Origin of the sequence: Vandammella animalimorsus, assembly GCF_002285265.1 — a bacterium.
Taxonomy (GTDB): domain Bacteria; phylum Pseudomonadota; class Gammaproteobacteria; order Burkholderiales; family Burkholderiaceae_C; genus Lampropedia.
This window is the reverse complement of the sequence record NZ_NSJB01000003.1, coordinates 209,541-232,303: the sequence shown is the minus strand read 5'-3', so window position 1 is coordinate 232,303 and position 22,763 is coordinate 209,541. Positions and strand designations below refer to the sequence as shown.

The following is a 22,763-nucleotide window of genomic DNA, read 5'->3' as shown; positions in this document are numbered from 1 at the left end:
CTATGAACAAGACATTCGTTGCCGTCGGCTATGCGGCGCTGCTGCTGGCTCTGATCGCCGCGCCCCACATCGGCGCTTATCCGATCTTCATGATGAAGCTGTTTTGCTTCGCGCTGTTTGCCTGCTCCTTCAACCTGCTGTTCGGCTACACCGGCATGCTCTCGTTCGGTCACGCAGCTTTTCTGGGCGGTGCGGCCTACATCACCGGCCACTCGCTCAAAGTCTGGGGCGTGCCGCCCGAACTGGGTCTGCTGCTGGGTACGGCCTTTGGCGCGCTGCTCGGCCTGGTCATGGGCTATCTGGCCATCAAGCGCCAGGGCATTTACTTCACGATGATCACCCTGGCGCTGGCGCAGATGTTGTACTTCGTCTGGCTGCAGGCCAAGTTCACCGGCGGCGAGGACGGCCTGCAGGGCGTGCCGCGCGGCAAGCTGCTGGGCATGCTTGACCTGAGCAGCGACCTGACCATGTACTACGTGACCCTGGCCATCGTGGCCGTGGCCTTCTTGTTCATCATGCGCATCGTGCATTCGCCCTTTGGCCACGTGCTGCACGGCATCAAGGAGAACGAGCCGCGCGCCATCTCCCTGGGCTATGACACCAACCGCTTCAAGCTGCTGGTGTTCGTGCTCTCGGCCGCGCTCTCGGGCCTGGCCGGCGCGCTCAAGACCCTGGTGCTGGGTTTTGCCACGCTGACCGACGTGCACTGGGCCATGTCCGGCCATGCCGTGCTGATGACGCTGGTGGGCGGCATGGGCACCATGCTCGGCCCCTTGGTGGGCGCGGTGGTGGTCGTGGCCATCGAGAACAAGGTGGGCGAATGGGGTGAGTGGATCGCCTCGCTCACCCAGATCGAATGGTTCCGCTCGCTGGGCGAATCGGTGACCATCGTCACCGGCCTGATCTTTGTCGTCTGCGTGCTGCTGTTCCGCCGCGGCATCGTGGGCGAAGCCATCGCGCTGCTGCAGCGCAAGCGCTGAAGCATCCCGCACCGGCCCCACAAAGCCCCCGCCGCCTGCACTGGCTGCGGGGGCTTTTGCATGGGGCCATGCCACGCGCGCCGGCCGTGCGCGACTTGGCGGCGCTCCTACAATCGGCGGCCTTGCGCCCATCGCGCCCCTATCGCGCCTATTGCGCCCATCGCCGCAGCTTTGCCATGGCATTGCCCAGGCAAGGCGCTGCCGCAGCTCAAGTAAGTGCCACCTGCCGCGCCCGATGGGCGCCTTTGCCGCCCATGCCTTCCTACACCCTGGCCGATTTCGACTACGCGCTGCCCGAGCAGCTCATCGCCCATCACCCCGCAGCGCAGCGCAGCGCGGCGCGTTTGCTCGATGGGCGCAGCTGGCCGCCGGTCGATCGTGTGTTCCACCAATTGCCCGGCCTGCTGCGCGCCGGTGACCTGCTGGTGTTCAACGACACCAAGGTCGTCAAGGCGCGGTTGTTTGGCCACAAGGCCAGCGGCGGCCGGCTGGAAATCCTCGTCGAGCGCGTGCTGCCAGGCGACGAAGTGGCCGTGCACCTGCGCGTGAGCAAAAAGCCCGCCGTCGGCGCGCTGCTGCACTTTGCCGGCGGGCGCGAGCAAGGCGGCTTCGATGCCCAATTGCTGGGCCGCTACCCGGACGAGCAGGGGCCGCTGTTTCGCCTGCGCCTCTTGGCGCCGCCCGGCCAGAGCGCCTGGGATCTGATGGAGCGGCTGGGCCATTTGCCACTGCCGCCCTACATCGAGCGCCAGCAGGCCCAGGGCGACGACCCGCACGCCGCGCAGGACGCGCAGCGCTACCAGACCGTGTTCGCGCGCGCCCCTGGCGCCGTGGCCGCGCCCACGGCGGCCCTGCATTTCGATGAGGCCACGCTGGCGGCGCTGCAGGCCGCTGGCATCGAGCGCACGGCCATCACGCTGCACGTTGGGGCGGGCACCTTCCAGCCCGTCAAGACCGAAGACCTGGACGCGCACCGCATGCACAGCGAGCGCTACCACATCCCGCCCGAAACCCTGGCGGCCATGGCCGCCTGCCGCGCCCGCGGCGGGCGCATCGTGGCCGTGGGCACGACCTCGGTGCGCGCGCTGGAGAGCTGGGCGCAGACCGGCCAGACCGAGGGCGAGACGCAAATCTTCATCCGCCCGGGCTTTGCATTCCAGGTCGTCGATCTGCTGCTGACCAACTTCCACCTGCCCAAGAGCACGCTGATGATGCTGGTCAGCGCCTTTGCCGGTTACGAACGCGTGCGTGCGCTCTACCAGCACGCCATCGCCCAGCAATACCGCTTCTTCAGCTACGGCGACAGCATGTTGCTAACCCGCCGCGATGCCGGGCAGCCGGGCCCGCCAGAGCATCAAATCCGGTAGTCATGTGATAGATCACATGTGATAATCGGGCTGCGTTTTCTGCAGTCTGCCTGCGCACAGGCTGCAGGTCTGTCACTGGATTTGTTGAGGAGGCCGCGCCATGTCCACCACCACCATCGTGATCCTCGTCCTGCTGGCCCTGCTGTTGGTCTGGGCCGTGGCCACCTACAACCGCTTCATTGCGCTGCGCAACGAGGTCAAGAACGCCTACGCACAGATCGACGTGCAACTCAAGCGCCGCTACGACCTGATCCCCAACCTGGTCGAAGTGGCGCGCGCCTACATGCAGCACGAGCGCGAGACCCTGCAGGCCGTCACCGAGGCGCGCAACCAAGCCATCAGCGCGGCGCGGCAGGCCCGCGCCCACGCCGGTGACGGCAGCGCGCTGCAGGCGCTGGCCGGGGCGGAGGCCGTGCTCGGCGCCGGCCTGGGCCGGCTGATGGCCGTAGCCGAGGGCTACCCCGAGCTCAAGGCCGATGGCGAAATGCGTCGCCTGAGCGAAGAAATCGCCAGCAGCGAGAACCGCATCGGCTTTGCCCGCCAGGCTTACAACGACACCGTGCTGGCCTACAACAACGCTACGCAGTCTTTCCCCTCCAATTTGATTGCGGCGCTGGCGCGCTTTGCCAGCCTGCCCATGCTCGAATCCACCAGCAGCGAGCAAGAGCGCCAGGCGCCCAAGGTGCGGTTTTGAGCATCTTGCGCATTCCCATCCACAGGCCGGGCAGGCACAGCGCCTGCGCTGGGCGATGAAGGGCAAAGGCCATGGGATTTCGCCGCCAGCAACGCCACTCGCGCCGCACCAGCGGCTGGTTGCGCCTGGGCTTCTGGCTGGTGCTGCCGCTGGTGGCGCTGGGCGTGCATGCCATGCTCAGCCTGCCGCTGTGGCTGCTGCAATGGCTGCTGGATTTCGATGCCAGGCCGCGTGGTTTCTTCTGGAGCAACACAGGCATGGCGCTGTTGCTGATCCTGGGAGGCTGGTGGCTGGAGCACAGCCATCTGCAGCAAGGCGGCGGCGTGGCCCTGGCGCGGCGCCTGGGCGGGCGCATGGCCGATGCCGCGCAGCCGCGCGAGCAGGTCTACATCAACGTCGTGCAGGAGCTGTGCGTGGCCGCGCGCATGCCCGCTCCGGCCATCATGGTGCTGGATCGCAGTGCGCAGATCAACGCACTGGCCGCTGGCTGGCGGCGCGGCGATCAGGCCGTGCTGGTCACGGCCGAGGCGCTGGCCGAGCTCGAGCGCGATGAGTTGCAAGGCATGGTCGCGCACGAGCTCAGCCACATCCGTGAAGGCGATACCGCACTGAACATGCAGCTGGCGGCCATGGTCTTCGGCCTGCAAATGGTCTATGGCTATGGTCGCACGCTGGCGCATTCGGGCTTGTGGGCGGCGCGCCTGTTCGGCGGCCTGATGCGCTATGCCGGGCTGCTGGGCTGGCTGGCCGGCTGCGCGTTGCAGGCGGGCATCTCGCGCCAGCGCGAATACCTGGCCGATGCGCGGGCCGTCGAATGGACGCGCCAAAGCCGTGGCCTGGCCGGCGCGCTGCGCAAGATCGGCGCGCACAACCTGCCCCACGACGTGCCGCGCAACCGCCTCGCAGACCTGGAACTGATGGGCAGCGGCGCGGAAAGCCTGGCCGTTGCGCACCTGTGGATTGCCCCCAGCGAAGATTTCTATGGCCGCCTGGCGCGCTGGCTCGACAGCCACCCGCCCATAGAGCAGCGCCTGCTGCGCCTGCAGCAGCCAGTGCGGTTTTGAGGCACAGAGCCTTGCTCAAAATCTCTGCACGGTCGGCATGAAAGCGGGGTGGGGCGGTCTGTGGCCCCGAAAAGCCTCGCCATTGCTGTGACTATGGCGGTGTTTTGCGCCTTGCAGCCCATTCCAAATCGCTTCTTGCCACTCGACCGAGACTTTGAGCAGGCTCTCAAAACGGCAGCTTTTGCTGCGGCGCTGGTGGGGGTTTGGGCTGGGGGTGTGGCGACGCGCGAGGCGTGTGCGGTGGCACCTGCAGCGTGGCGCTGCCCTGGGCCAGCCGGGCGGTGATGGTTTGGCCGGGCTGCAGTTGCGCGGGTTCGCGCACGATCTCGCCCTGCGCGGTGCTGAGGATGGCGTAGCCGCGTTCGAGCGCCTGTTGCGGGTCGAGCATGCGCAGCCGCAGCGCGGCCTGGGCCAGGCGCTGTTGCTGCGCCTGCAGGCTGGCCTGCAGTGCGCGCGGCCATTGCGCGCCGTGCTGTTGCAGGCGCAGCGCCTGGCGCCCGAGCTGTTGCTGGCCGCTGTGGCGCAGGCGCTGGGCGTTGCGTTGCAGCTGCGCGGCGTGCTGCGCCAGCAGCGCCGAGGGGCGCGCCAGCATGTGGCCGGCCCATTGCAGGCGGCGCTGCTGCTCCATGCCGTAGCGGTCCAGCGCCTGGGTCAGGCGGTCGTGGCTGTGCCGCAAGGCTTGCAGCAGCTGCTGGCGGGGCAGGGCGGCCAGCTCGGCGGCGGCGGTGGGCGTGGGCGCGCGCAGGTCGGCGCACCAGTCGGCGATGGTGAAGTCGGTCTCGTGGCCGATGCCGGCCACCAGCGGCACCGGGCTTTGCACGATCAGCCGCGCCAGCTCGGCGTCGTTGAAGGCCCAGAGGTCTTCGATGGAGCCGCCGCCGCGCACCAGCAAGATGGTGTCGATGTGCAGCGGCTGGCCATCGGCGCGGCGCAGCCGGCCCTGGGCGATGCCCTCGTAGAGCTGGGCCAGCGCCGCGCGCAGCGAGGCCGGCGCGCCCGCGCCCTGCACCAGGGCCGGCGCCAGCAGCACGGGCACGTGCGGCGCGCGGCGGCGCAGCGCGCTGAGCGCGTCGTGCAGCGCGGCGGCGTTGGGCGAGGTGACGATGGCCAGGCCGCGCGGCAGCGCCGCCAGCGGGCGCTTGCGCGCGGCGTCGAACAGGCCCTCTTGCTGCAGGCGTTGCTTCAGTTGCAGGAATTGCTCGTACAGGCTGCCCAGGCCGGCGCGGCGCATGCTCTCGACCACCAGCTGCAGGTCGCCGCGCGGGCCGTAGACGCTGACGCGCCCCTGCACGATGACGCGGTCGCCCTCGGCCGGCTCGAAGGCGGCCAGTTGCGCGGCGCGGCGGAACATGGCGCAGCGCAGCTGGCCCTGGGCGTCCTTGAGAGCGAAGTACAGGTGTCCGCTGGCGGCGCGGCTCAGGCCGCTGATTTCGCCTTCGACGGCCACGGCGCCAAAGCGCGCCTGCAGTGCGTCGCCAATGGCCAGGCACAGCGCGCCCACTGGCCAGACCCTGGCGCCGGGCGCTCGCTGGGCGGCGCTCGGCGCGGCGGCGTTGTCGTGGGCATCGCCTGCGGCGCGCCAGGGGCTGAAGGGGTCTTGGCTGGGCATGGGGCGGGCGGCGGCAGTGTGTCGGCGGGTGGGGACTGTGGCGGTCTGTGCAAGGCGGCTATTGTCGCCGCTGGCTGGCTCAGGGCCGTGCGCGGCTGCGCGCCGGGGCTATGGGACAATCGCCCGCTTGGCCGCAGGGCGTGGCGCAACAACAGAAGGTGACACAGGCATGGATGTGCGAGAGGCCTATCAGGCCAGTTTGGCGGAAAAGGGCTATCAGGCCGATCCGGCGCAGCTGCGCGCGGTGCAGGCGCTGCAGCGCTGCGCCGAGGAGTGGGCGGCCTACAAGAGCAAGCGCTCGAACCGCTTCAAGAAGCTGCTCAACCGCCCCGACATCCCGCAGGGCGTGTACATGTACGGCGGCGTGGGGCGCGGCAAGAGTTTTTTGATGGAATGCTTTTTCCAGCAGGTGCCGATTCAGCGCAAGGTGCGGCTGCATTTTCATGAGTTCATGCGCGAGGTGCACCGCGAGCTGCACGCCCTGCAGGGCACGCAAAACCCGCTGGACGTGCTGGGCGCGCGCATTGCCAAGCGCTACAAGCTGATCTGCTTTGATGAGTTCCACGTGGCCGACATCACGGACGCGATGATCCTCTACAAGCTACTGCTGGCGCTGTTCGACAACGGCGTGGGCTTTGTCACCACGTCCAACTTCAGGCCCGATGAGCTCTACCCCAACGGCCTGCACCGCGATCGCATCCTGCCGGCCATCGCCCTGCTCAACGAGCGCATGGAAGTGGTCAACGTGGACAACGGCACCGACTACCGCCGCCGCACGCTGCAGCACGTGCAGCTCTACCACTGCCCCAACGGCCCCGAGGCCGACGCCGCCATGGCCGCAGCCTTCGAGCAACTGGCCGAAAGCGCCGACGAGGAGCCGCTGATGCGCATCGAGTCGCGCAGCATCCCGGCCAAGCGCCGCGCTGGCGGCGTGATCTGGTTCGACTTCAGGCAACTGTGCGGCGGCCCGCGCTCGCAGAACGACTATCTGGAGATCGCCAACCAGTTCCACACCGTGCTGGTCTCGGACATCCCGCAGATGTCGGTCAACCTGGCCTCGGAGGCGCGGCGCTTTACCTGGCTGGTGGACGTGCTCTACGACCGCAGCGTCAAGCTGATGGTCTCGGCCGCCGTCGCGCCCGAGCAGCTTTATCTGCAAGGCCCGCTGGCGCACGAGTTCCCGCGCACCGTCTCGCGCCTGAACGAAATGCAGTCGCAGGAATACCTGGCGCTGCAAAAGCGCGTGGTCGATACCAGCCTGACCTAGAGCGTGTTCTGCTTGAGCGTTGACAAATCCAAGACCTGGCCGCTGGCTGGCATCGCCATCTCGCAAGTCGCTCTCGTCATGCCCGCGAAGGCGGGCATCCAGCACCACCCTTGCGCACGAGAGGGGATTGGCCAACGGCAGCGCCGCCCCGTCAGCGTCGCCCCTGTCAGCGTCGCAACTGGACACCCGCCTTCGCGGGTGTGACGAGAACGAGAGAAGGCGGCGCTTGCAGGAAATGTCTTCATAAGAATCGAAACTGCTCTAAGAGCCTGATCAAGGCCTGGGTGCAGCAGGCAATCAAGCGGATTTGGGCGCTCTGCCGCGCCCGCAAAGCCTGGCCTGGCCGGCGCTGGCGGCCGTGGCAGGCTGCGGGTTGAACAACAGGCCCAAGTCCTCAGCGCAATGCCTGCAACTGGGCGCGCAGTGCCTGCTTGTCGAGGATTTCGGTCAGCACTTGCGGCGGCTGGCCTGGCGCGTGCAGCGCGTAGGTGGGCACGCCGTTGCGCTGCAGTTTCTGCAGCTCGGCGGTGATCTCCGGACTCTGGCGCGACCAGTCCGCGCGCAGCAGGCGCACATTGGCGGCGCGGAAGTCGGCCAGCACCTCGGCATCGGCCAGGGTGGTGGCCTTGTTGTATTGGCAGGTGATGCACCAGCTGGCGGTGAAATCGACGAACACCGGCTGGCCGTCGGCCAGGGCCTGCGCCTGGGCCTGGGCCGACCAGGGCTGCCAGCCCTGCGCGGCGGCTGGGGCGCCCAACGCCTGGGCCTCGGGCGCGGCGGCCGTGCTTTGGCTGAAGTAGCGCCCGCCGCTGGCGGCCACGGCCAGCGGCACGGCCAGCGCCAGCAGCCACAGCGCCTGCAGCGCCAGGCCGCGCTGCAGCGCCGGGCGCTTGCCCAGCAGCCACAGCGCAAAGCACAGCGCCCACAGCGCGAACAGCCAGGCGATCATGGCGTTGCTGCCGACCTGGCTGGCCAGCACCCACAGCAGCCAGACGACGGTGGCAAACATCGGGAAGGCCATGGCGGTGCGGAAGGTTTCCATCCAGGCGCCGGGCCGGGGCAGGCGATCGAGCAGCGCGGGGAACCACACCAGCGCCATGAAGGGCAGGGCCATGCCCACGCCGATGGCCACGAAGATGGCCAGCGCCGCCCAGGCCGGCAGGCTCAGCGTGGCGCCCAGCGCCGCGCCCATGAAGGGGCCGGTGCAGGGTGAGGCCACCAGCACCGCCACCACACCCGCGCCCAGCGATTCGAGCACGGGCGAGCGCGCCGCGCCCGGCGTGGCCCCGCCGCGCCAGGCGGCGGGCAGCCACAGCTGCAGGCCGATCACGCCGGCCAGCGCCAGGCCCATGACGGTGAACAGCACCGTCAAGGCGGCGACGAACCAGGGCGATTGCAGTTGAAAGCCCCAGCCCAGTTGCGCGCCGCCGGCGCGCAGCGCCATGACCAGCGCGCCCATGGCGGCAAAGGACAGCACCACGCCAGCGCCATAGGCCCAGGCGCTCTGGCGCTGGGCGGTGCGGTCCTTGCCGTAGCGCGCCAGCGCCAGCGCTTTGATGGCCAGCACCGGGAATACGCAGGGCATGAGGTTGAGCACGGCACCGCCGAGCATGGCCAGCAGCAGCATCAGGCCCCAGCGCGACAGGCTCCAGTCCAGCGCGGCCGACGGGGCTGGCGCAGCCGGGGTTGTGGCCGTGCCAGCGGCGTTGCTGCCTGTACCTGTGCCTGTGCCAGCGCCCGGGCCTGCGCCATCCCCGGACATGCCGGAGGCGCTGGAGGCGGCAGGCGGGGTGCTGGCAGCGGGCAGGGCCAGCGCATCGGCGCTGCGCCAGCCGGCGGTGACGGGCACTTGCACGGCCCAGCCCTTGGGGCCGGCGCTGGCGCTGTCGTGCGCCTGCGGATCCCACTGGCCGCCTTCGCTGCGCGCCAGCGGCGTGAGCAGCAGATCGAGCGTGGCCGGGCTGTCTTCGCGATCGGGCGAGAGCGGCAGCTCGGCCACCCAGCTGCCCTGCTCCCAGCGCTGCTGCCAGCCTTGCCCGGCGCGCGCGCCGTGGGCGATGACCTGCGGCTGCTGCGCAAACACCTCCAGCTGCTGGCCATGCAGCGCGGCGGGCAGCCCTTGCACGCGCAGGCTCAGGCGTTCGCCCTGCGCGGCGGCGCTGCCGCTGGCATCGGGCAGCGCCTGCGGCAATTCGGCGCGGGCCTGCGCAAACTGCGCCGCATGCGCCTGCAGCGGCACGTCCAGCGGCAGGCTCAGGCGAAAGCTGCCCTGCTCGGGAATGCATTCGAGCCGGCACACCAGCCAGCTGGCCTCCAGGCCGATCTCCACCTGGCTGGCGCCGCCGGGCTGCCAGTGGGCGGGCAATTCAATGCGCACCGGCAGCAGCACTTGTTGCTCGTAGCCGTAGTTGGCCAGCTCGCCGATGCGCAGCTTTTGCGGCACCGGCCAGGCGATGCCGCTGGCCTGCCAGCCATCGGGCAGTTGCCAGTGCAGCTCGGTGGCCATGCCCGAATCGCCCGGGTTTTGCCAGTAGGTATGCCATTGCGGCGCATGGTCGATGAGCAGGCCCAGGCTGAAGCTGCGCCCCGGCGCAATGCCCTCGGGCGCATCGGCCAGCAGCCGGGCGTGCACGTGCGGCGTGCGCACCTCGGCCGCTGCCGCACTGCTGCCGTTCAGGCGCAGCGCCAGCGGGGCCGGCGATGGGGTCTGCGCCGCGGCGGCGGCCAGCTCCAAGGCCGCGGGCGCCTGGCTGGGCGCAATGGGCTGCTGCTGGGCCTGCGCTGTGGGCAGCAACGCGGCCAGCCAGGCCAGCGCCGGCAGCGCGGCGCGCCATTGCCGCCGGGCCTGCCCCGTCAGGGCCTGGGCCCGCAGCGGGCGGGGGGATGCTTCATTCACGATCGGATGGTGGTTTTTCACTGCAATTCTTCACTGTTCATATTCACGCATGGCGCCATGCCCGGGCGGCGCTGCCGAGGAATTGGGCAGGGGCCGGGCAAAGGGTCGGGCAGGGCGCCGGGCAGGGGCCCGGCGCGCTTGGAGCGCACAGGCCGCGCCAGGTTCCGTGCCGAGCGCCTTTGAGCGGGCTGGCAAGGCCGATAATGCCGGCCATGTCCGCCGCCACACCGCCCGCCCCCGAGCCCGACGCCTGGCCCAGCTGCCAGTGGGACGCCCTGAGCACCCGCGACTTCAGCGCCCGCGCCGGCACGGCGCTGCTGGCGCGCACCGTGGCAGTGCTGCCGCTGGGCGCGACCGAGCAGCATGGCCCGCACCTGCCGCTGGGCGTCGATGCCGCGATCACGCGCGGTATTGTGCAGGCGGCGCAGCAGCTCTGGGCGCAACAGCCGCCGGCGCAGCGCCCGCCGGTGCTGTTCCTGCCGCTGCAGGCCATTGGCTTCAGCCCCGAACACGCCGCCTTTGCCGGCACGCTGAGCCTGTCGGCCAGCACCATTCTGGCGCTGTGGAACGACATTGGTGCCGGCGTGGCCGCCAGCGGCGTGCAGCGCCTGCTGCTGTTCAACAGCCATGGCGGGCAGACCAGTGTGATGGACATCGTGGCGCGCCAGCTGCGCCAGGCGCATGGCTTGCTGACCTACAGCAGCAGCTGGTACCAGTTGCCGCGCAGCCAGGCGCCACAGGCGCAGACCAGCGCGCATGAGGCGCGCTTTGGCATCCACGGCGGCGAGGAAGAAACGTCCATCATGCTGCACCTGCACCCCGAGCAGGTGTGCATGGCCCAGGCGCAGCACTTTCGCACCAGCGCCGAGCAACGCGCGCAGCGCTACCGCATCCTGGGCAACGGCCACAGCGCCAAGATGGGCTGGATGATGCAGGACTACAACCGCCAGGGCGCAGCGGGCAACGCCCTGGCCGCCAGCGCCGCCAAGGGCGCGCTGCTGGTGCAGCAGGCCGCCAGCGAGCTGCTGGCGCTGGCGCAGGAGATCAGCGCGCTGGATTGGCCCATGCCCTGAAAGCCTGCCCAAGGTCTTTGCACGGCGGGTAAAACCAGGTGGATTCGGGGGGCTGCCGCGCTCGCAAAGCCTCGCCGGGCCACGAGGTCCGTCTGCGCTTGGCGCCTTGCGGCCCATCCCAAACCACTTGTTACCTACCCGTGCCGAGACTTTGAACAGGCTCCGAGGGGGAGGCCAGCGCGTAGCCGGTGCTGCGCCCGCCGCCCGGCGTTTTCTGCAGCATGCCCAACTCCAGCAGCTGTGTGATGTCGCGCAATGCGGTATCGGGCGAACATTTGGCCAGTGCGGCCCACTTGCTGCTGCTGAGCTTGCCCTCGAAGCCATCGAGCAGCCGGTTGAGCACCTTGATCTGACGCTCGTTGAGTGGCGTGCCGGCCCAGTGCCGCCAAAAGTTGGCCTTGGCCACCACGGCATCGAGCGTGGCCTGTGCGTGGGCGATGGCGCGCTCCAGCGCAGTCAGGAACCAGGCCAGCCAGTCGGTGACGTCGAGGTCGCCGCGCTGCGTACGCTCCAGGATGGCGTAGTAATCCTTGCGCTCGCGTTGCAGTTGCGCTGACAGGCTGTAGAAGCGCTGCGGGCTGCCATCGGCGCGCGCCAGAAACAAGTCGCCGACGGCGCGCGCGATGCGGCCGTTGCCGTCGTCGAAGGGGTGCAGGGTCACGAACCACAGATGGGCCAGGCCGGCCTTGAGCAGCGCCGGTTCATGGCCATCGGCATTGGCCCAGTCCAGAAAGTATTGCATTTGGGCAGGCAAGGCCTGTGCGGGCGGTGCCTGAAAGTGCAGCCGGCGCCGGCCCAGCGGGCCGGAGACCACTTGCATCGGGCCGTCGGCATCATCGCGCCAGCGGCCAATGGCAATGGGCGTCATGCCGGAGTAACCGGTCGGGAACAGGGCGGCATGCCAGCCGTACAGGCGCTGGGCGCTCAAGGGCTCGGCGCTGCGGGCGGTGGCGTCGAGCACCATGTCCACCACGCCCTCGGCGCTGCGATCGATGGGGGCCAGCGCGCCGATGTCCACGCCCAGACGCCGGGCGATGGACGAGCGCACGGATGCCGCGTTCAGGGTTTCGCCCTCGATGGCGCTGGTCCTGACCACGTCCTCGGTCAGTGCGGCCAAGCTGGCCTGGGCGCGCAGCGCCAGACCGGCATCGGCCAGCCGGCCCAGCAGCAGACCTTGCGCGCGGCTGACCTGGGCCAGCGGCCCGCTCAGCGCCTGCAGGTCATAGCGCCAATGGGGCCATTGCGCGTGTTGCCAGATATAGGTGGGTGTTGCACATGCCATGCGCGCATTACACGCGGGCGACCTGTTTCGTGCAAGCCATTCTCCGCATGATTTGCGGAGAATGGGCGGCCGATTCGCCGCAGGCGCGCCGGGTGGGCGCTGCGGCGCCAGCGCGGGCGCTCAATCCACGCTGGCGCCGGAGGCCTTGACCACGGCCTGCCATTTCTTGGCTTCGGCGCTGATGAAGGCGGTGAATTCGGCCGGGGTCTCGGGGTGGGCGACGGCGCCTTGCTCGGCGAATTTCTGCACCACTTGCGGGTCGCTCAAGGCTTTGGTGATGGCCTGGCTCAGGCGCTGCATCACCGGCTCGGGCGTGCCGGCCGGGGCGAACAGGCCGAACCAGGAGTAGGCCTCGAAGCCGGGCACGCCGGCCTCGGCGATGGTGGGCACATCGGGCAGCTGCGCCGAGCGCGTGGCCGTGGTCACGGCCAGCGGCACCAGGCGGCCGGCGCGCACGTTCTGGATGGCCGAGGGCATGTTGTCGAACATGATGTGCACCTGGCCGGCCAGCAGGTCGGCGCCTGCCGGGGCGCTGCCCTTGTAGGGGATGTGCTGCATGTCCACGCCGGTCATTTGCTTGAACAGCTCGGCCGAGAGGTGGATGGAGGTGCCATTGCCCGAGGAGGCAAAGTCCACCTTGCCGGGGTTGGCGCGGGCGTAGCTCAGCAGCTCCTGCACGGTTTTGTAGGGCTGCTGCGGGTGCGCCACCAGCAGGTTGGGCACCAGGGCCACGCGGCTCAGGGGCTGGAAGTCCTTGACCGGGTCGTAAGGCAGTTTCTTGTACAGGCTTTGGTTGATGGCGTGGGTGCCTACGGTGCCCATCAGCAGCGTGTAGCCATCGGCTGCGGCGCGCGCGGCGGCCTGGGCGCCGATGTTGCCGCCGGCGCCGCCCTTGTTGTCGATGACCACGCTCTGGCCCCATTGCTGGCTCAGGTGCTGGCCGAGGATGCGCGCCAGCAAATCGGTGGTGCCGCCTGCGGGGAAGGGCACGACGATGGTCACGGCCTTGGCGGGAAAGTCCTGCGCCTGCACTGCGCCGGGCTGCGCGCCCCACAGGCAGGCGCAGGCGGCCAGGGCCAGTGCGGCGCGGCCCAGCCAGCGGCGGCGGGGCAGGGCGGGGGCGGGCAGGGGGCGTGTGGTAGTGGCAATGCGTTTCATGGTGTTTGTCTCCTTGAGAGGTGTGCTTGTTTGGCCATGGCAAGCCATGGCTCTAGTTGCTCAGACTTTTTCCAGCAGCATGGCGATGCCCTGGCCGACGCCGATGCACATGGTGCACAGCGCGTAGCGCCCGCCGCTGCGCTGCAGCTGGTGCATGGCCGTGCCGGCCAGGCGCGCGCCGCTGGCGCCCAGCGGGTGGCCCAGCGCAATGGCGCCGCCGCAAGGGTTGACGCGCGGGTCGTCGCCTTGCAGCGAGAGCAGGCGCAGCACGGCCAGGGCCTGGGCGGCAAAGGCTTCGTTGAGTTCGATCAGGTCGATGGCATCCAGCCCGATGCCGGTGTGCGCCAGCAGCTTTTGCACCGCCGGCGCCGGGCCGATGCCCATGACGCGCGGGGCCACGCCGGCCACGGCGCTGGCGACGATGCGCGCGCGCGGGGTCAGGCCGTGGCGAGCGGCAGCGGCCTCGCTGGCGACGATGACGGCGGCTGCGCCGTCGTTGACGCCGCTGGCGTTGCCGGCGGTGATGCTGCCATCGGGGCGCACGATGGCCTTCAGGCGCGCCAGGGCCTCCAGCGTGGTGGCGCGCGGGTGCTCATCGCGCGCAAAGACGATGGGCTCGCCTTTCTTTTGCGGCAGCGTCACGGGGGCGATTTCGGCGTCGAACAGGCCGGCCTCCTGGGCCTTGAGGGCCTTGCTCTGGCTGGCCAGGGCGAAGCGGTCCTGGTCTTCGCGGGCGATGCGGTATTCATCTGCCACGTTCTCGGCGGTCTCGGGCATGGAGTCCACGCCGTACTGGGCGCGCATGGCCGGGTTGATGAAGCGCCAGCCGATGGTGGTGTCGTACACGGCGTTGTGGCGCGCAAAAGCGCTGTCGGCCTTGGGCATGACAAAGGGCGCGCGGCTCATGCTCTCGACGCCGCCGGCGAGCATCAGCTGGGCCTCGCCGGCCTTGATGGCGCGCGCGGCGGTGGCGATGGCGTCCAGCCCGGAGCCGCACAGGCGGTTGAGCGTGGCGCCGGGCACGCCCTCGGGCAGGCCGGCCAGCAGCGCGGCCATGCGCGCGACATTGCGGTTGTCCTCGCCGGCCTGGTTGGCGCAGCCCAGCAGCACGTCGTCGATGGCGGCGGCATCCAGCGTGGGGTTGCGCTGCAGCAGCGCGCGCAGCACGTGCGCGGCCAGATCGTCGGGCCGCACGCCCGAGAGGCTGCCGCCATAGCGGCCAATGGGGGTGCGAACGGCGTCGCAGAGAAAGGCTTGGGTCTGGCTCATGGTGCGGGCGCTCCTTGCTGAAAGGAAGGGGGTGGTGGAACAGGCGCTCAGGCCGGCGGCTGCAGCGGCAGGCCGATGAGGGCCTGCAGCGCCTGCGGGCTCAGCCCGGGCACGGTGTCGATCAGGCGCAGGCCGCTGGGCGTGCACTCCAGCGTGGCCAGGTCGGTGTAGATGCGCTTGACGCAGCCCAGGCCCGTGAGCGGATAAGTGCATTGGGCGACGACTTTGCTCTGGCCATCCTTGGTGCACAAATCCATCATCACCCAGGTCTGGCGCGCGCCGATGGCCAAGTCCATGGCGCCGCCCACGGCGGGGATGGCGCCGGGCTCGCCCGTGCTCCAGTTGGCCAGATCGCCAGTGGCCGAGACCTGAAAGGCGCCCAGCACGCAAATGTCCAGATGCCCGCCGCGCATCATGGCGAAGCTGTCGGCGTGGTGAAAGAAGCAGCCGCCGGGCAGCAGGCTGACGGGCTGCTTGCCGGCGTTGATGAGGTCGTAATCCTCCTGCCCGGGCGCGGGCGCCGGGCCCATGCCGAGGATGCCGTTCTCGCTGTGCAGCAGGACTTCGCGGCCCGGCGGAATGTGGTTGGCCACCAGCGTGGGCATGCCGATGCCCAGGTTGACGCAGGCGCCGTCGTGGATGTCCTGCGCCACGCGGCGCGCCAGTTCGTCCTTGCTGCGGCGCTGCCAGGGCGTGGCCGTGCCGGCCTTTGGGGATGCGACTGGGTTCATGGGCGGGCCTGCTGCTGTGCGGGGGTGGGGGCGCTGGCGCCGTGCGCCGCGCGGCGCGTGGCGCGGCGGGCGATGGGCACGACGCGATCGACGTAAATGCCGGGGGTGACGATGCTCTCCGGATCCAGCGCGCCCAGCGGCACCACCTCATGCACGGTGGCGATGGTGGTGCGCGCGGCGGTGGCCATCACCGGGCCGAAGTTGCGCGCGGCCATGCGGTAGCACAGATTGCCCCAGCGGTCGCCGCGCTCGGCCTGGATCAGCGCCACATCGCCGTGGATGGGGTATTCAAGCACATAGTGCCGGCCATCGATGACGCGCGTCTCCTTGCCCTGGGCCAGCTGCGTGCCGTAGGCCGTGGGGCAGAAAAAAGCGCCGATGCCCGCGCCTGCGGCGCGGATGCGCTCGGCCAGATTGCCTTGCGGCACCAGCTCCAGCTCAATGCGGCCGCTTCGGTAGAGCGCATCGAACACATGCGAATCGGCCTGGCGCGGGAAGCTGCAAATGATCTTGCGCACCCGCCCGGCCTTGAGCAGCGCAGCCAGGCCAGAATCGCCATTGCCGGCGTTGTTGTTGACGATGGTCAGCTCGCGCGCGCCCTGGGCGATCAGCCCGTCGATCAGCGCCTCGGGCACGCCGGCCGTGCCAAAGCCGCCAACCAGAATGGTCGCGCCATCGGCCACGTCGGCCAGGGCCGCCTCAATGGATGGAACGATCTTGTCGATCATGCAAAGTCTCCGCATGCCTGCACGCGCGGCGGCATGTTTTTTTGTGCGTCCGGCCCCAGAGACTTGGAGCAGACTCTGAAACCTTTGGCGCTGGATTCTATGGACTCTGCACGGCGCGCCCAATGACAGGCAGTCGCCTGCTTGCCAGGCTGACCGGCCGCGCTATTGCCCGCTCTGGCCCGCTCTGGCCGCTGCAAGAGGCACTGGCGGTCTTGCGGATGGAGGCGGGCGCGTCGCTGTTGGCTTTGGAGATGAAGATTTCGTTGCTGCCGCTTCGCTCGTAGATCAGGCCTGCGCGCTCGATGAGGCGGGCGCTGCCGTCCAGCGGGTCGAGCTCGAAGTTCAGCGGCGCCCAGGCGGGGTTGAGCCACCAGCGCCCCTGGCTCCAGCTGCGCGCGATATCGATGAGCCCGCCCAGGGTATTGACGCGAAGGTCGATGTGGGTTTCTCGGTATTCGCCATTGGGCTGGCGCACGCTGGGCGCGCTGGCGCTCAGTTGCAGGCCCACTCCCAGTTCGACTTCTGCTACCCAGGGGCTGGCCGTGCCCGACAGATGCGGCTGCGCTTGCGCTGGCAAGGGGGGCAGGGGCGACAGGGCTAGCAGCCAGGGCATAGATCGGCGGCTGGGGCTGCTGCGAGGGGCTGGAAAGCAGTGGGCATGTGGGGGGATGTCCGTGCTCTTCATGGGGAATGGATTGGGTGTTGAAGCGTATGAAATCCTTTATGCACCAAATTGACAGAAAACAGGCAGAAAATTGAAAGATTGCTGTATGAAATCACTGACGCTCGGCACCCAAAATGGGGCAAACGGAAGCACTCCGACGAGAATTGAAATAAAAATACTCAGATCACCGAAACGAGTAAACAAAGTTAAGGTCTTTGTCCAATATAATTGTCTTAACACCTGAAGACTCATTTCCCTTTCTTCTTAGAATAATCCGATATCCACAATCTAATACGTCATTATAAACATCCCATTTATCCCTATCGTAAGAATTTTTTCCATCACCAGCCCTCTCAAGAATAACCTCTTCGGGTACAATCTTCATCTCACAGGGTTTTTTGATTGATTTATTATTGGAGCAGCCTGTCAAAAATACAAAAAATAAAGACAAAAATGCCAGCAGACGAAATAATGCGCCGTCAGAACACGTCAAGCCCATAACCCCTCCAATCAATTAAATCCATATATAAAATTAAAATCCTTATCGAAAAAAAACTCCCCAAACCTTTCAAGAGATAATTCATCTCTGCCCTCGACAACAAGCCTGTATCCACAAGGTAATATTTCAATAGCTACCTTATGACTCTCTTTTGAGAACCTAAGCATATCGCCTAATTTTATAGAGTTTAGCATTTCAAATGCCTTTTTCTCTCCGATGCATTCAATCCTGCATAACCCCTGATTTGCAGCGTCATTGAGTGCGCAACCAGACAAAAATAACAAAAAAACAAAACGATAGATTTTCATAAGCACCAACAATACTAAATGACTTTACAGCGATATCTATCTTGCTGAAGTCTTTGGCTTTGACTTATAGATGCCTGAGGCAAAATGACGCATCCAACATCTCCAACTTTTGCGCATTCGCGAATCTTTCTTTTCAAACACTCTTGACCAGCCGCGTGTGCGCAGACACTCCCTCTCTGTTGGGTCAACGTCATGTCTAAAACTCGCTATATAGATGCAGCCTTTTGCTGTATCGCAAGGCTGAAGATCTCTAAAATGATATTTCTCGTGCTCTATCACGCATTCATCATCCTTTATGTTTGCTCTTGTCGGCCTAAGCGGTCTTCTTCCGCAAGCGACAGGACGCCCATTGCAACAAACAACATTTCCTGCGATGGAATCTTTTACCAGAGAACCTTGCCAAAATGAACAACATTCCTCATCAGTTTTTGGCTCACACCCATCACATGGTTCGCTGCTCAACCCATAAAAATCCACTCTTTTATTTTGGTTGCCTTCTGTATAAGAAAAGTTATTCACTCCGTTCTGTAAACCACTCGGATCACTCTGTAAAGATGTCTTGTTTGGAATTAATAAGAATGCACAAGCCGCAAATTTTTATCATAAATATAAACAAGCGTTCCTTCGGGAGTTAGTGGCAAGAATGTATAAGATACAACGTAGCCACAGTTAACCCTATCAATCTGCATATAGACATCTTCTATAGAGTGTTTTTTGTGATTGCCAGGATCTTTGTTGAGTAACTCTAGTGCAATAACCTCATCAATATAATTAACACTGCATCTACTAAAGTTATCGTGGATTGTGCATCCGGAAGCAAACATTGCAAGTATCAAAATTTTTCTCGTATCTTTAAGTCCATCAAAACACGCAAGAATAACCCATTGGTGGCTTTTGAGAAACCCTCTTTTCCATTGAGTTTATTTCTGCGGTAATGACCACCACGCAAGCTTGAGATGTACATCCAGAAAGCTTCTTTTGCAAACAGATGAACTGCGCCTTATATGCTTGACACTCCCCTTCCTTATAATCAATATTTTCGCCAAATCGCCACATAAACACAAGGCTTTTCATTGCAGGGCTCCATGTCTCTAAAATGATATCTCTCATGTTCAATGGCGCACTTGCTTCATCTTCGTATTTATTTCTCGAATATATATTTTCCGCATACAGGCAACAAGGCGACCATTGCAACAAATGGGTTGCGCTCCAACTCTGATATTGTTGGCAACACTTTTTTCCCATTGATCACAACATTGCTCATCCGTTTCAGGGGAGCATTCATCGCAAGAATCATCTAACATATCTAGTCTTTTCAAGGCATTGCTGACGCATAAACGTATAAATTAAATCCACTCTGCAACCCAATCGGATCACTCTGCAAGTACCTCCCCGTGCTCGGGTCATAGTGCCGATGGAAGTTGTAGTGCGTGCCCGTTTCCTTGTCGTAGTACTGGCCAGGCAAACGGATGTTGATCTCGGTGCTGGCGTTGGCTGAGACAGTGGCCTTGCCAAACGCTTCGCTCACTTGCGCCCAGGTCTGGTTGCCGTTTTTGTCCGTGGCGATTTGCGGTGTGCCCAGGTGGTCGCTGTGGATGTAGTGGTAGGCGTTGGTGTTGGGGTTTGTGGCCTATTCAACTGCAAGCTTCATTCCGGTTTATGAAAAAACGGGAATGAAGGCGGGTGAAAAGTTTCGGTGGATAGTGGGTGGGATACCTGGGTCTCGTAAGCTTTTACTGGGCATAATTTTCTTTTTAATTGACCTCTTCGAAATATTCGAGAAACTTCTTCCCCAGCACAGAGTCAATATTGACGATCAAATCTTTTTCATTTTTATATTTTGCAAACCGCATGTACCTCCTATGGTTTACAGGGGATGAAATTGGACTAAAATAGTCTACAGCATATGCCTCATGCGCAACAATAATTGCGTCAATATCGGCAATGCCAACGGCTCTGCAGCAATAATAAGCATTGAGATTAAAAAATGGATCAGGATGGTCTCTTAGTAAATCAAAATAATCATAAAGCGGAGCATCTTTCAATTTTTCAAAAACTTCTTTTGGAAATCCCGGATGCCATCTATTAATGTAATCCAAAATTCCTTTTTTATCCCCGCCGGAATTTGTTGCGCCGTTCCACGACAAGTCTTTAGGATTGGCTAAGTATGCATCAATGGAAGTTGGGGATACATGCCACGCGTCCTTAGTATTTGGAGGGACAAGCGCGATATAAGATTTTTCTTCATCAAACACCTCTATCAAGAAAGCTGGCTTCTTCAATACATAATGAATTCCGAAATTCATGGGGCGCCATAGACTGCTCCCTTGATAGTTGACTTTCGTGACGGACGAGCAGCCCCCCAAGAAAAAGAGTAGAAGGCTTAAAAATAATTTTTTCATGATTAATTTTCGTAAATATTGGGGGCGGTTATGAAGGATTCCAATAATCTTGAAATTCTTCGTTGCAGGGACGCCGATCTTTTCGTTCTGGGGTGCAAAAGGCACTGAATCCCATTGTTTTTTCGGCCTTGTACTAAGCGTTGGTAATAGCTCTGCAGCCATCTTCAAATTCTGTATTTTGCGACCCTGCTTGATTGTAATGACCCACCACTTTCTGCACAGGTCAGGCTGCTAAAGCATACGCTTGAGCGGGTGTTTTCATGCCGAGCGCCTGATGCGGGCGTCGGTGATTGTAGAACTGGATCCAGTCGCCCAGCACACGCATGGCATGCTGCTGGCTCTCAAAGCGATGACGGTGTACGCATTGCTCTTTGAGGGTGCGGATGAGGCGTTCCACCATGCCCTTTTGCTGCGGGCAATGCGGGGTGATGAACTCTTGCTGCAAGCCATAGCTGCGAACCAGCCGCGTGTAATCGCGGCTGGTAAACACCAGGCCGTTGTCCGAGCGCAGCAGGAACGGCTCAGGCACGCGCCCGAGCGCGCCATAGCGGGCAATCAGCGCCTGCTCCAATGCCGCCACCGCGGTACTGGCCTTGCCGCTGCGTGAGAGATGCCAGCCCAGCAATTGCCGGGTATGGCAATCGATAACAAGTGCCAACGTCAGCCAGCCATCACGTCCTCCCCATACCCGACACAGGTCGGTCGCCCAACGCTGGTCGGGGGCAGTAGCGACCGAAGGCAGCGCCTGGATACGTGGCCGTCGTCCCACTGCACGCTTGCGCACCTGCCAGCCCTTGAGCTGGAAGATGCGCTGCACTGTGTTCTTGTTCATCCCAAGCAAACCGGCCACGGTGCGATAACCGAACGAGGGCTCGGCCTCAATCAGTGCCTTGATCGGCTCGGCTAAAGCTGGATTGACCTTCGGTGCCGCCTGGGTTGGCCGGTAGTACACACTGCGCCTGGCCACGCCGAACCAGCGACACAGCTTGACCATCGACACTTCAAAACCATCTTCCCGAAGCCCCTGCTGGATCGTGACCATCAGGTCTCGTCCGTACCCAGCAGGGCGGCCAGCTTTTTTCGGGCGCGCAGCTCCAGCATGGCTTCGCCATAGGCTTCCTACAATTCCTTGAGCTGGCGCTCGTACTGCTGGCGAACGTCCTCGGGCTTGGCGCGCAAGGCATTCTCCATGCCTCGCTTGCCGTCCTCTACCCAAGCCTCAACCTCTGCCGGAGTCAGGTCGAACTGACGGCTCGCCTCGGCCACCGTCGTCTTGTCCCGGATGATCTCAAGCACCAGCGCCGACTTGCGCCGCGCTGTCCAACGTTTGATTTCTTCGTCCATTACTGCACTCATTGGGTGTCTCCTCTAGTGAAGGTAACACCTGAGCAGGAAATCAGTGGGTCATTACATGATCACATGCAGCCAGCATACAGCTTTGAAAATTTAAATCGCACATTTATTTGATTTTCGTGCTTCAGGGGCAGTCCGGTTCCAAGCCGTAGCTTTTTTGGGTTTGGCCTTGCTCGTTGATTTCGGCAATCAGTGCTTCTTCGGCGTAGATGTACCAGGTGGTGGTTTGCCCGCTGCCCTGGCCGGTGGTTTTGGCAATTCTCCGGCCTTTTGGGTCGTAGTGGTAGCGGGCGATGGTCTGGCCGTTTTGTTCGATGTGCACCAGCCGCTGGGCGGCGTCGTAGTGGTAGCCGGTGGTGGTTGTGGCGTTGGGGTTGCCTGGATTGCCTGGGCTGTTGGTCTCTGCCTGGGTTTTGGGGTAATGTGGCCGCTGTGGTTGTATTGGTAGCTGGTGCTCTGTTGCTGTTGGCCCCATTGAGTGAGGCGGTTGCCGCTGGCGTATTGCCAGGGCCCGGGCTGGTGGGCGCTGGCGGTGCGGTTGTGCACGGCATCGTAGCTGTAGTGTTCGTGGGGCAGGCCCAGCCCTTGCAGGCTGAGGCTGGGGCTGGCTTGGATGAGACGGTCGAGCGGGTCGTAGCGGTAGTCGGTGCCGCCTTGGATGTCAGCGCCTGTCTGTCTTTGGATGTGGGTGATGCTGCTGTCCTGGTCGTATTGTTAACACCTGATTTTGTGAGAAATGGAGTTGAATGCAGGTGAAAATGTATTGGCGGGCAGCAGACAAGGCTCCTCTATTTAGCTCCAAAATGCAATTTTGAAATCAGAAATTTCAAAGTCATTGAGCAATCATTTACCTCGCTCCCTACCTGTTTCCAAAAAAATTTCACATTGTATTTGACGTCAGGGGTCAAACCAACAATAAGTCTCTCATTATTGGTGTCATCCAGGAGGCTGTAATAAGGCTCATCCCCAGGAGGGCCAAAACCGAATTCCTGTTCCTCCAAAAATCCTGATTCATTAACAATAATTTTTTCTTTCGAACTAATTGAAAAATTAATCCATAAGCTAGAAATTTCACTCTTGCATTGATTTTCTGAGTAATTAAATCCAACTGTGTATGCTCCCGATGGAAAGCCTTCAATAATCCACTCTTTAGGGTCGTTTGGCTTCACGTTGGTAATTTCATATTTCTTGACTATGCCAAGAATTGAGGAGCCAACCTTCACCCAATTTCCTTCCCCGGCACTGTCTTTGGGGCCTTCAATGAGAAGGGCGCATCCGCTTAAGATGAAAGTTAAGGAGTAAATAATATTTTTCACGGTTGATCTCCAGGGTATGGGTAAGGTGGCCAGGATGGTGTAATGGAGAATGCGCCTGTACGGATGAGAGTGAGCGAGAACGAAGAAATAGCGTATGCAGGTG

Annotated in this window: 21 protein-coding genes and 1 pseudogene; 6 read left to right on the top strand and 16 right to left on the bottom strand. The window is 63.7% G+C overall.

Annotated elements, in window-relative coordinates:
• Nucleotides 1–2 precede the first annotated feature (2 nt).
• The 4 genes from CK625_RS07130 to CK625_RS07115 all read left to right on the top strand — a co-directional run bounded on the left by CK625_RS07130 (nucleotide 3) and on the right by CK625_RS07115 (nucleotide 4,105).
• A complete protein-coding gene (locus CK625_RS07130; protein ID WP_095539591.1) occupies nucleotides 3–980 on the top strand; it encodes a branched-chain amino acid ABC transporter permease in 978 nt (325 codons plus the stop codon).
• 254 nt (nucleotides 981–1,234) lie between these two features.
• Nucleotides 1,235–2,347 (top strand): tRNA preQ1(34) S-adenosylmethionine ribosyltransferase-isomerase QueA, encoded by a 1,113-nt coding sequence (queA, locus tag CK625_RS07125; protein WP_095539590.1) that lies wholly within the window; start codon nucleotides 1,235–1,237, stop codon nucleotides 2,345–2,347.
• Nucleotides 2,348–2,447: 100 nt separating this feature from the next.
• Nucleotides 2,448–3,041 (top strand): LemA family protein, encoded by a 594-nt coding sequence (locus CK625_RS07120; RefSeq protein ID WP_095539589.1) that lies wholly within the window; start codon nucleotides 2,448–2,450, stop codon nucleotides 3,039–3,041.
• A gap of 71 nt (nucleotides 3,042–3,112) precedes the next feature.
• On the top strand, nucleotides 3,113–4,105 hold the full coding sequence (locus tag CK625_RS07115) for a M48 family metalloprotease (RefSeq protein ID WP_095539588.1): 993 nt from the start codon (nucleotides 3,113–3,115) through the stop codon (nucleotides 4,103–4,105).
• 166 nt (nucleotides 4,106–4,271) lie between these two features.
• On the opposite strand, the gene xseA is transcribed toward CK625_RS07115, so the two are convergent.
• The gene (xseA, locus tag CK625_RS07110; protein WP_095539587.1) at nucleotides 4,272–5,714 is read right to left on the bottom strand and encodes an exodeoxyribonuclease VII large subunit; all 1,443 of its coding nucleotides are present in this window, start codon (nucleotides 5,712–5,714) and stop codon (nucleotides 4,272–4,274) included.
• A gap of 169 nt (nucleotides 5,715–5,883) precedes the next feature.
• Between xseA and zapE the strand changes: the two genes are divergently transcribed.
• Nucleotides 5,884–6,981 carry a cell division protein ZapE gene (zapE, locus tag CK625_RS07105; protein ID WP_095539586.1) on the top strand — a complete coding sequence of 366 codons (1,098 nt, stop codon included), beginning with the start codon at nucleotides 5,884–5,886 and terminating at the stop codon, nucleotides 6,979–6,981.
• 394 nt (nucleotides 6,982–7,375) lie between these two features.
• On the opposite strand, the gene CK625_RS07100 is transcribed toward zapE, so the two are convergent.
• Entirely contained in the window at nucleotides 7,376–9,877 is a 2,502-nt protein-coding gene (locus CK625_RS07100; RefSeq protein WP_238945551.1) for a thioredoxin family protein, read from the bottom strand.
• 212 nt (nucleotides 9,878–10,089) lie between these two features.
• On the opposite strand from CK625_RS07100, the gene CK625_RS07095 reads away from it, so the two are divergent.
• The gene (locus CK625_RS07095; protein ID WP_095539706.1) at nucleotides 10,090–10,950 is read left to right on the top strand and encodes a creatininase family protein; all 861 of its coding nucleotides are present in this window, start codon (nucleotides 10,090–10,092) and stop codon (nucleotides 10,948–10,950) included.
• 130 nt (nucleotides 10,951–11,080) lie between these two features.
• On the opposite strand, the gene CK625_RS07090 is transcribed toward CK625_RS07095, so the two are convergent.
• The 14 genes and pseudogenes from CK625_RS07090 to CK625_RS13670 all read right to left on the bottom strand — a co-directional run bounded on the left by CK625_RS07090 (nucleotide 11,081) and on the right by CK625_RS13670 (nucleotide 22,660).
• A complete protein-coding gene (locus CK625_RS07090) occupies nucleotides 11,081–12,232 on the bottom strand; it encodes a Fic family protein (RefSeq protein ID WP_095539585.1) in 1,152 nt (383 codons plus the stop codon).
• Between the two features lie 120 nt (nucleotides 12,233–12,352).
• A complete protein-coding gene (locus CK625_RS07085) occupies nucleotides 12,353–13,390 on the bottom strand; it encodes a Bug family tripartite tricarboxylate transporter substrate binding protein (protein ID WP_095539584.1) in 1,038 nt (345 codons plus the stop codon).
• A 60-nt stretch (nucleotides 13,391–13,450) separates the two neighbouring features.
• Nucleotides 13,451–14,659: a 3-oxoadipyl-CoA thiolase gene (pcaF, locus tag CK625_RS07080; protein ID WP_095539583.1), complete on the bottom strand. Its 1,209-nt coding sequence runs from the start codon at nucleotides 14,657–14,659 to the stop codon at nucleotides 13,451–13,453.
• Between the two features lie 47 nt (nucleotides 14,660–14,706).
• Complete coding sequence (locus tag CK625_RS07075) at nucleotides 14,707–15,390, bottom strand: 3-oxoacid CoA-transferase subunit B (protein ID WP_095539582.1); 684 nt, start codon at nucleotides 15,388–15,390, stop codon at nucleotides 14,707–14,709.
• Entirely contained in the window at nucleotides 15,387–16,118 is a 732-nt protein-coding gene (locus CK625_RS07070; RefSeq protein WP_095539581.1) for a 3-oxoacid CoA-transferase subunit A, read from the bottom strand. Before CK625_RS07070 ends, CK625_RS07075 begins: the two co-directional genes overlap by 4 nt.
• A gap of 97 nt (nucleotides 16,119–16,215) precedes the next feature.
• Nucleotides 16,216–16,731, bottom strand: coding sequence for a hypothetical protein (locus CK625_RS07065; protein ID WP_095539580.1), 516 nt, complete (start codon nucleotides 16,729–16,731; stop codon nucleotides 16,216–16,218).
• 561 nt (nucleotides 16,732–17,292) lie between these two features.
• Nucleotides 17,293–17,589 (bottom strand): hypothetical protein, encoded by a 297-nt coding sequence (locus tag CK625_RS13685; RefSeq protein WP_143326217.1) that lies wholly within the window; start codon nucleotides 17,587–17,589, stop codon nucleotides 17,293–17,295.
• Between the two features lie 861 nt (nucleotides 17,590–18,450).
• On the bottom strand, nucleotides 18,451–18,699 hold the full coding sequence (locus tag CK625_RS13680) for a hypothetical protein (protein WP_143326216.1): 249 nt from the start codon (nucleotides 18,697–18,699) through the stop codon (nucleotides 18,451–18,453).
• 205 nt (nucleotides 18,700–18,904) lie between these two features.
• A complete protein-coding gene (locus CK625_RS14280) occupies nucleotides 18,905–19,186 on the bottom strand; it encodes an RHS repeat-associated core domain-containing protein (RefSeq protein ID WP_095539579.1) in 282 nt (93 codons plus the stop codon).
• A 157-nt stretch (nucleotides 19,187–19,343) separates the two neighbouring features.
• Nucleotides 19,344–20,153, bottom strand: coding sequence for a hypothetical protein (locus CK625_RS13675; RefSeq protein ID WP_143326215.1), 810 nt, complete (start codon nucleotides 20,151–20,153; stop codon nucleotides 19,344–19,346).
• A gap of 61 nt (nucleotides 20,154–20,214) precedes the next feature.
• The gene (locus CK625_RS07055; protein WP_143326214.1) at nucleotides 20,215–21,033 is read right to left on the bottom strand and encodes an IS3 family transposase; all 819 of its coding nucleotides are present in this window, start codon (nucleotides 21,031–21,033) and stop codon (nucleotides 20,215–20,217) included.
• Nucleotides 21,033–21,347: pseudogene (locus CK625_RS07050) on the bottom strand (DUF1153 domain-containing protein). Before CK625_RS07050 ends, CK625_RS07055 begins: the two are co-directional and overlap by 1 nt.
• 121 nt (nucleotides 21,348–21,468) lie before the next feature.
• Complete coding sequence (locus CK625_RS07045) at nucleotides 21,469–21,819, bottom strand: RHS repeat domain-containing protein (protein WP_095539578.1); 351 nt, start codon at nucleotides 21,817–21,819, stop codon at nucleotides 21,469–21,471.
• A 313-nt stretch (nucleotides 21,820–22,132) separates the two neighbouring features.
• Nucleotides 22,133–22,660 carry a hypothetical protein gene (locus CK625_RS13670; protein ID WP_143326213.1) on the bottom strand — a complete coding sequence of 176 codons (528 nt, stop codon included), beginning with the start codon at nucleotides 22,658–22,660 and terminating at the stop codon, nucleotides 22,133–22,135.
• Between the last annotated feature and the right edge of the window lie 103 nt (nucleotides 22,661–22,763).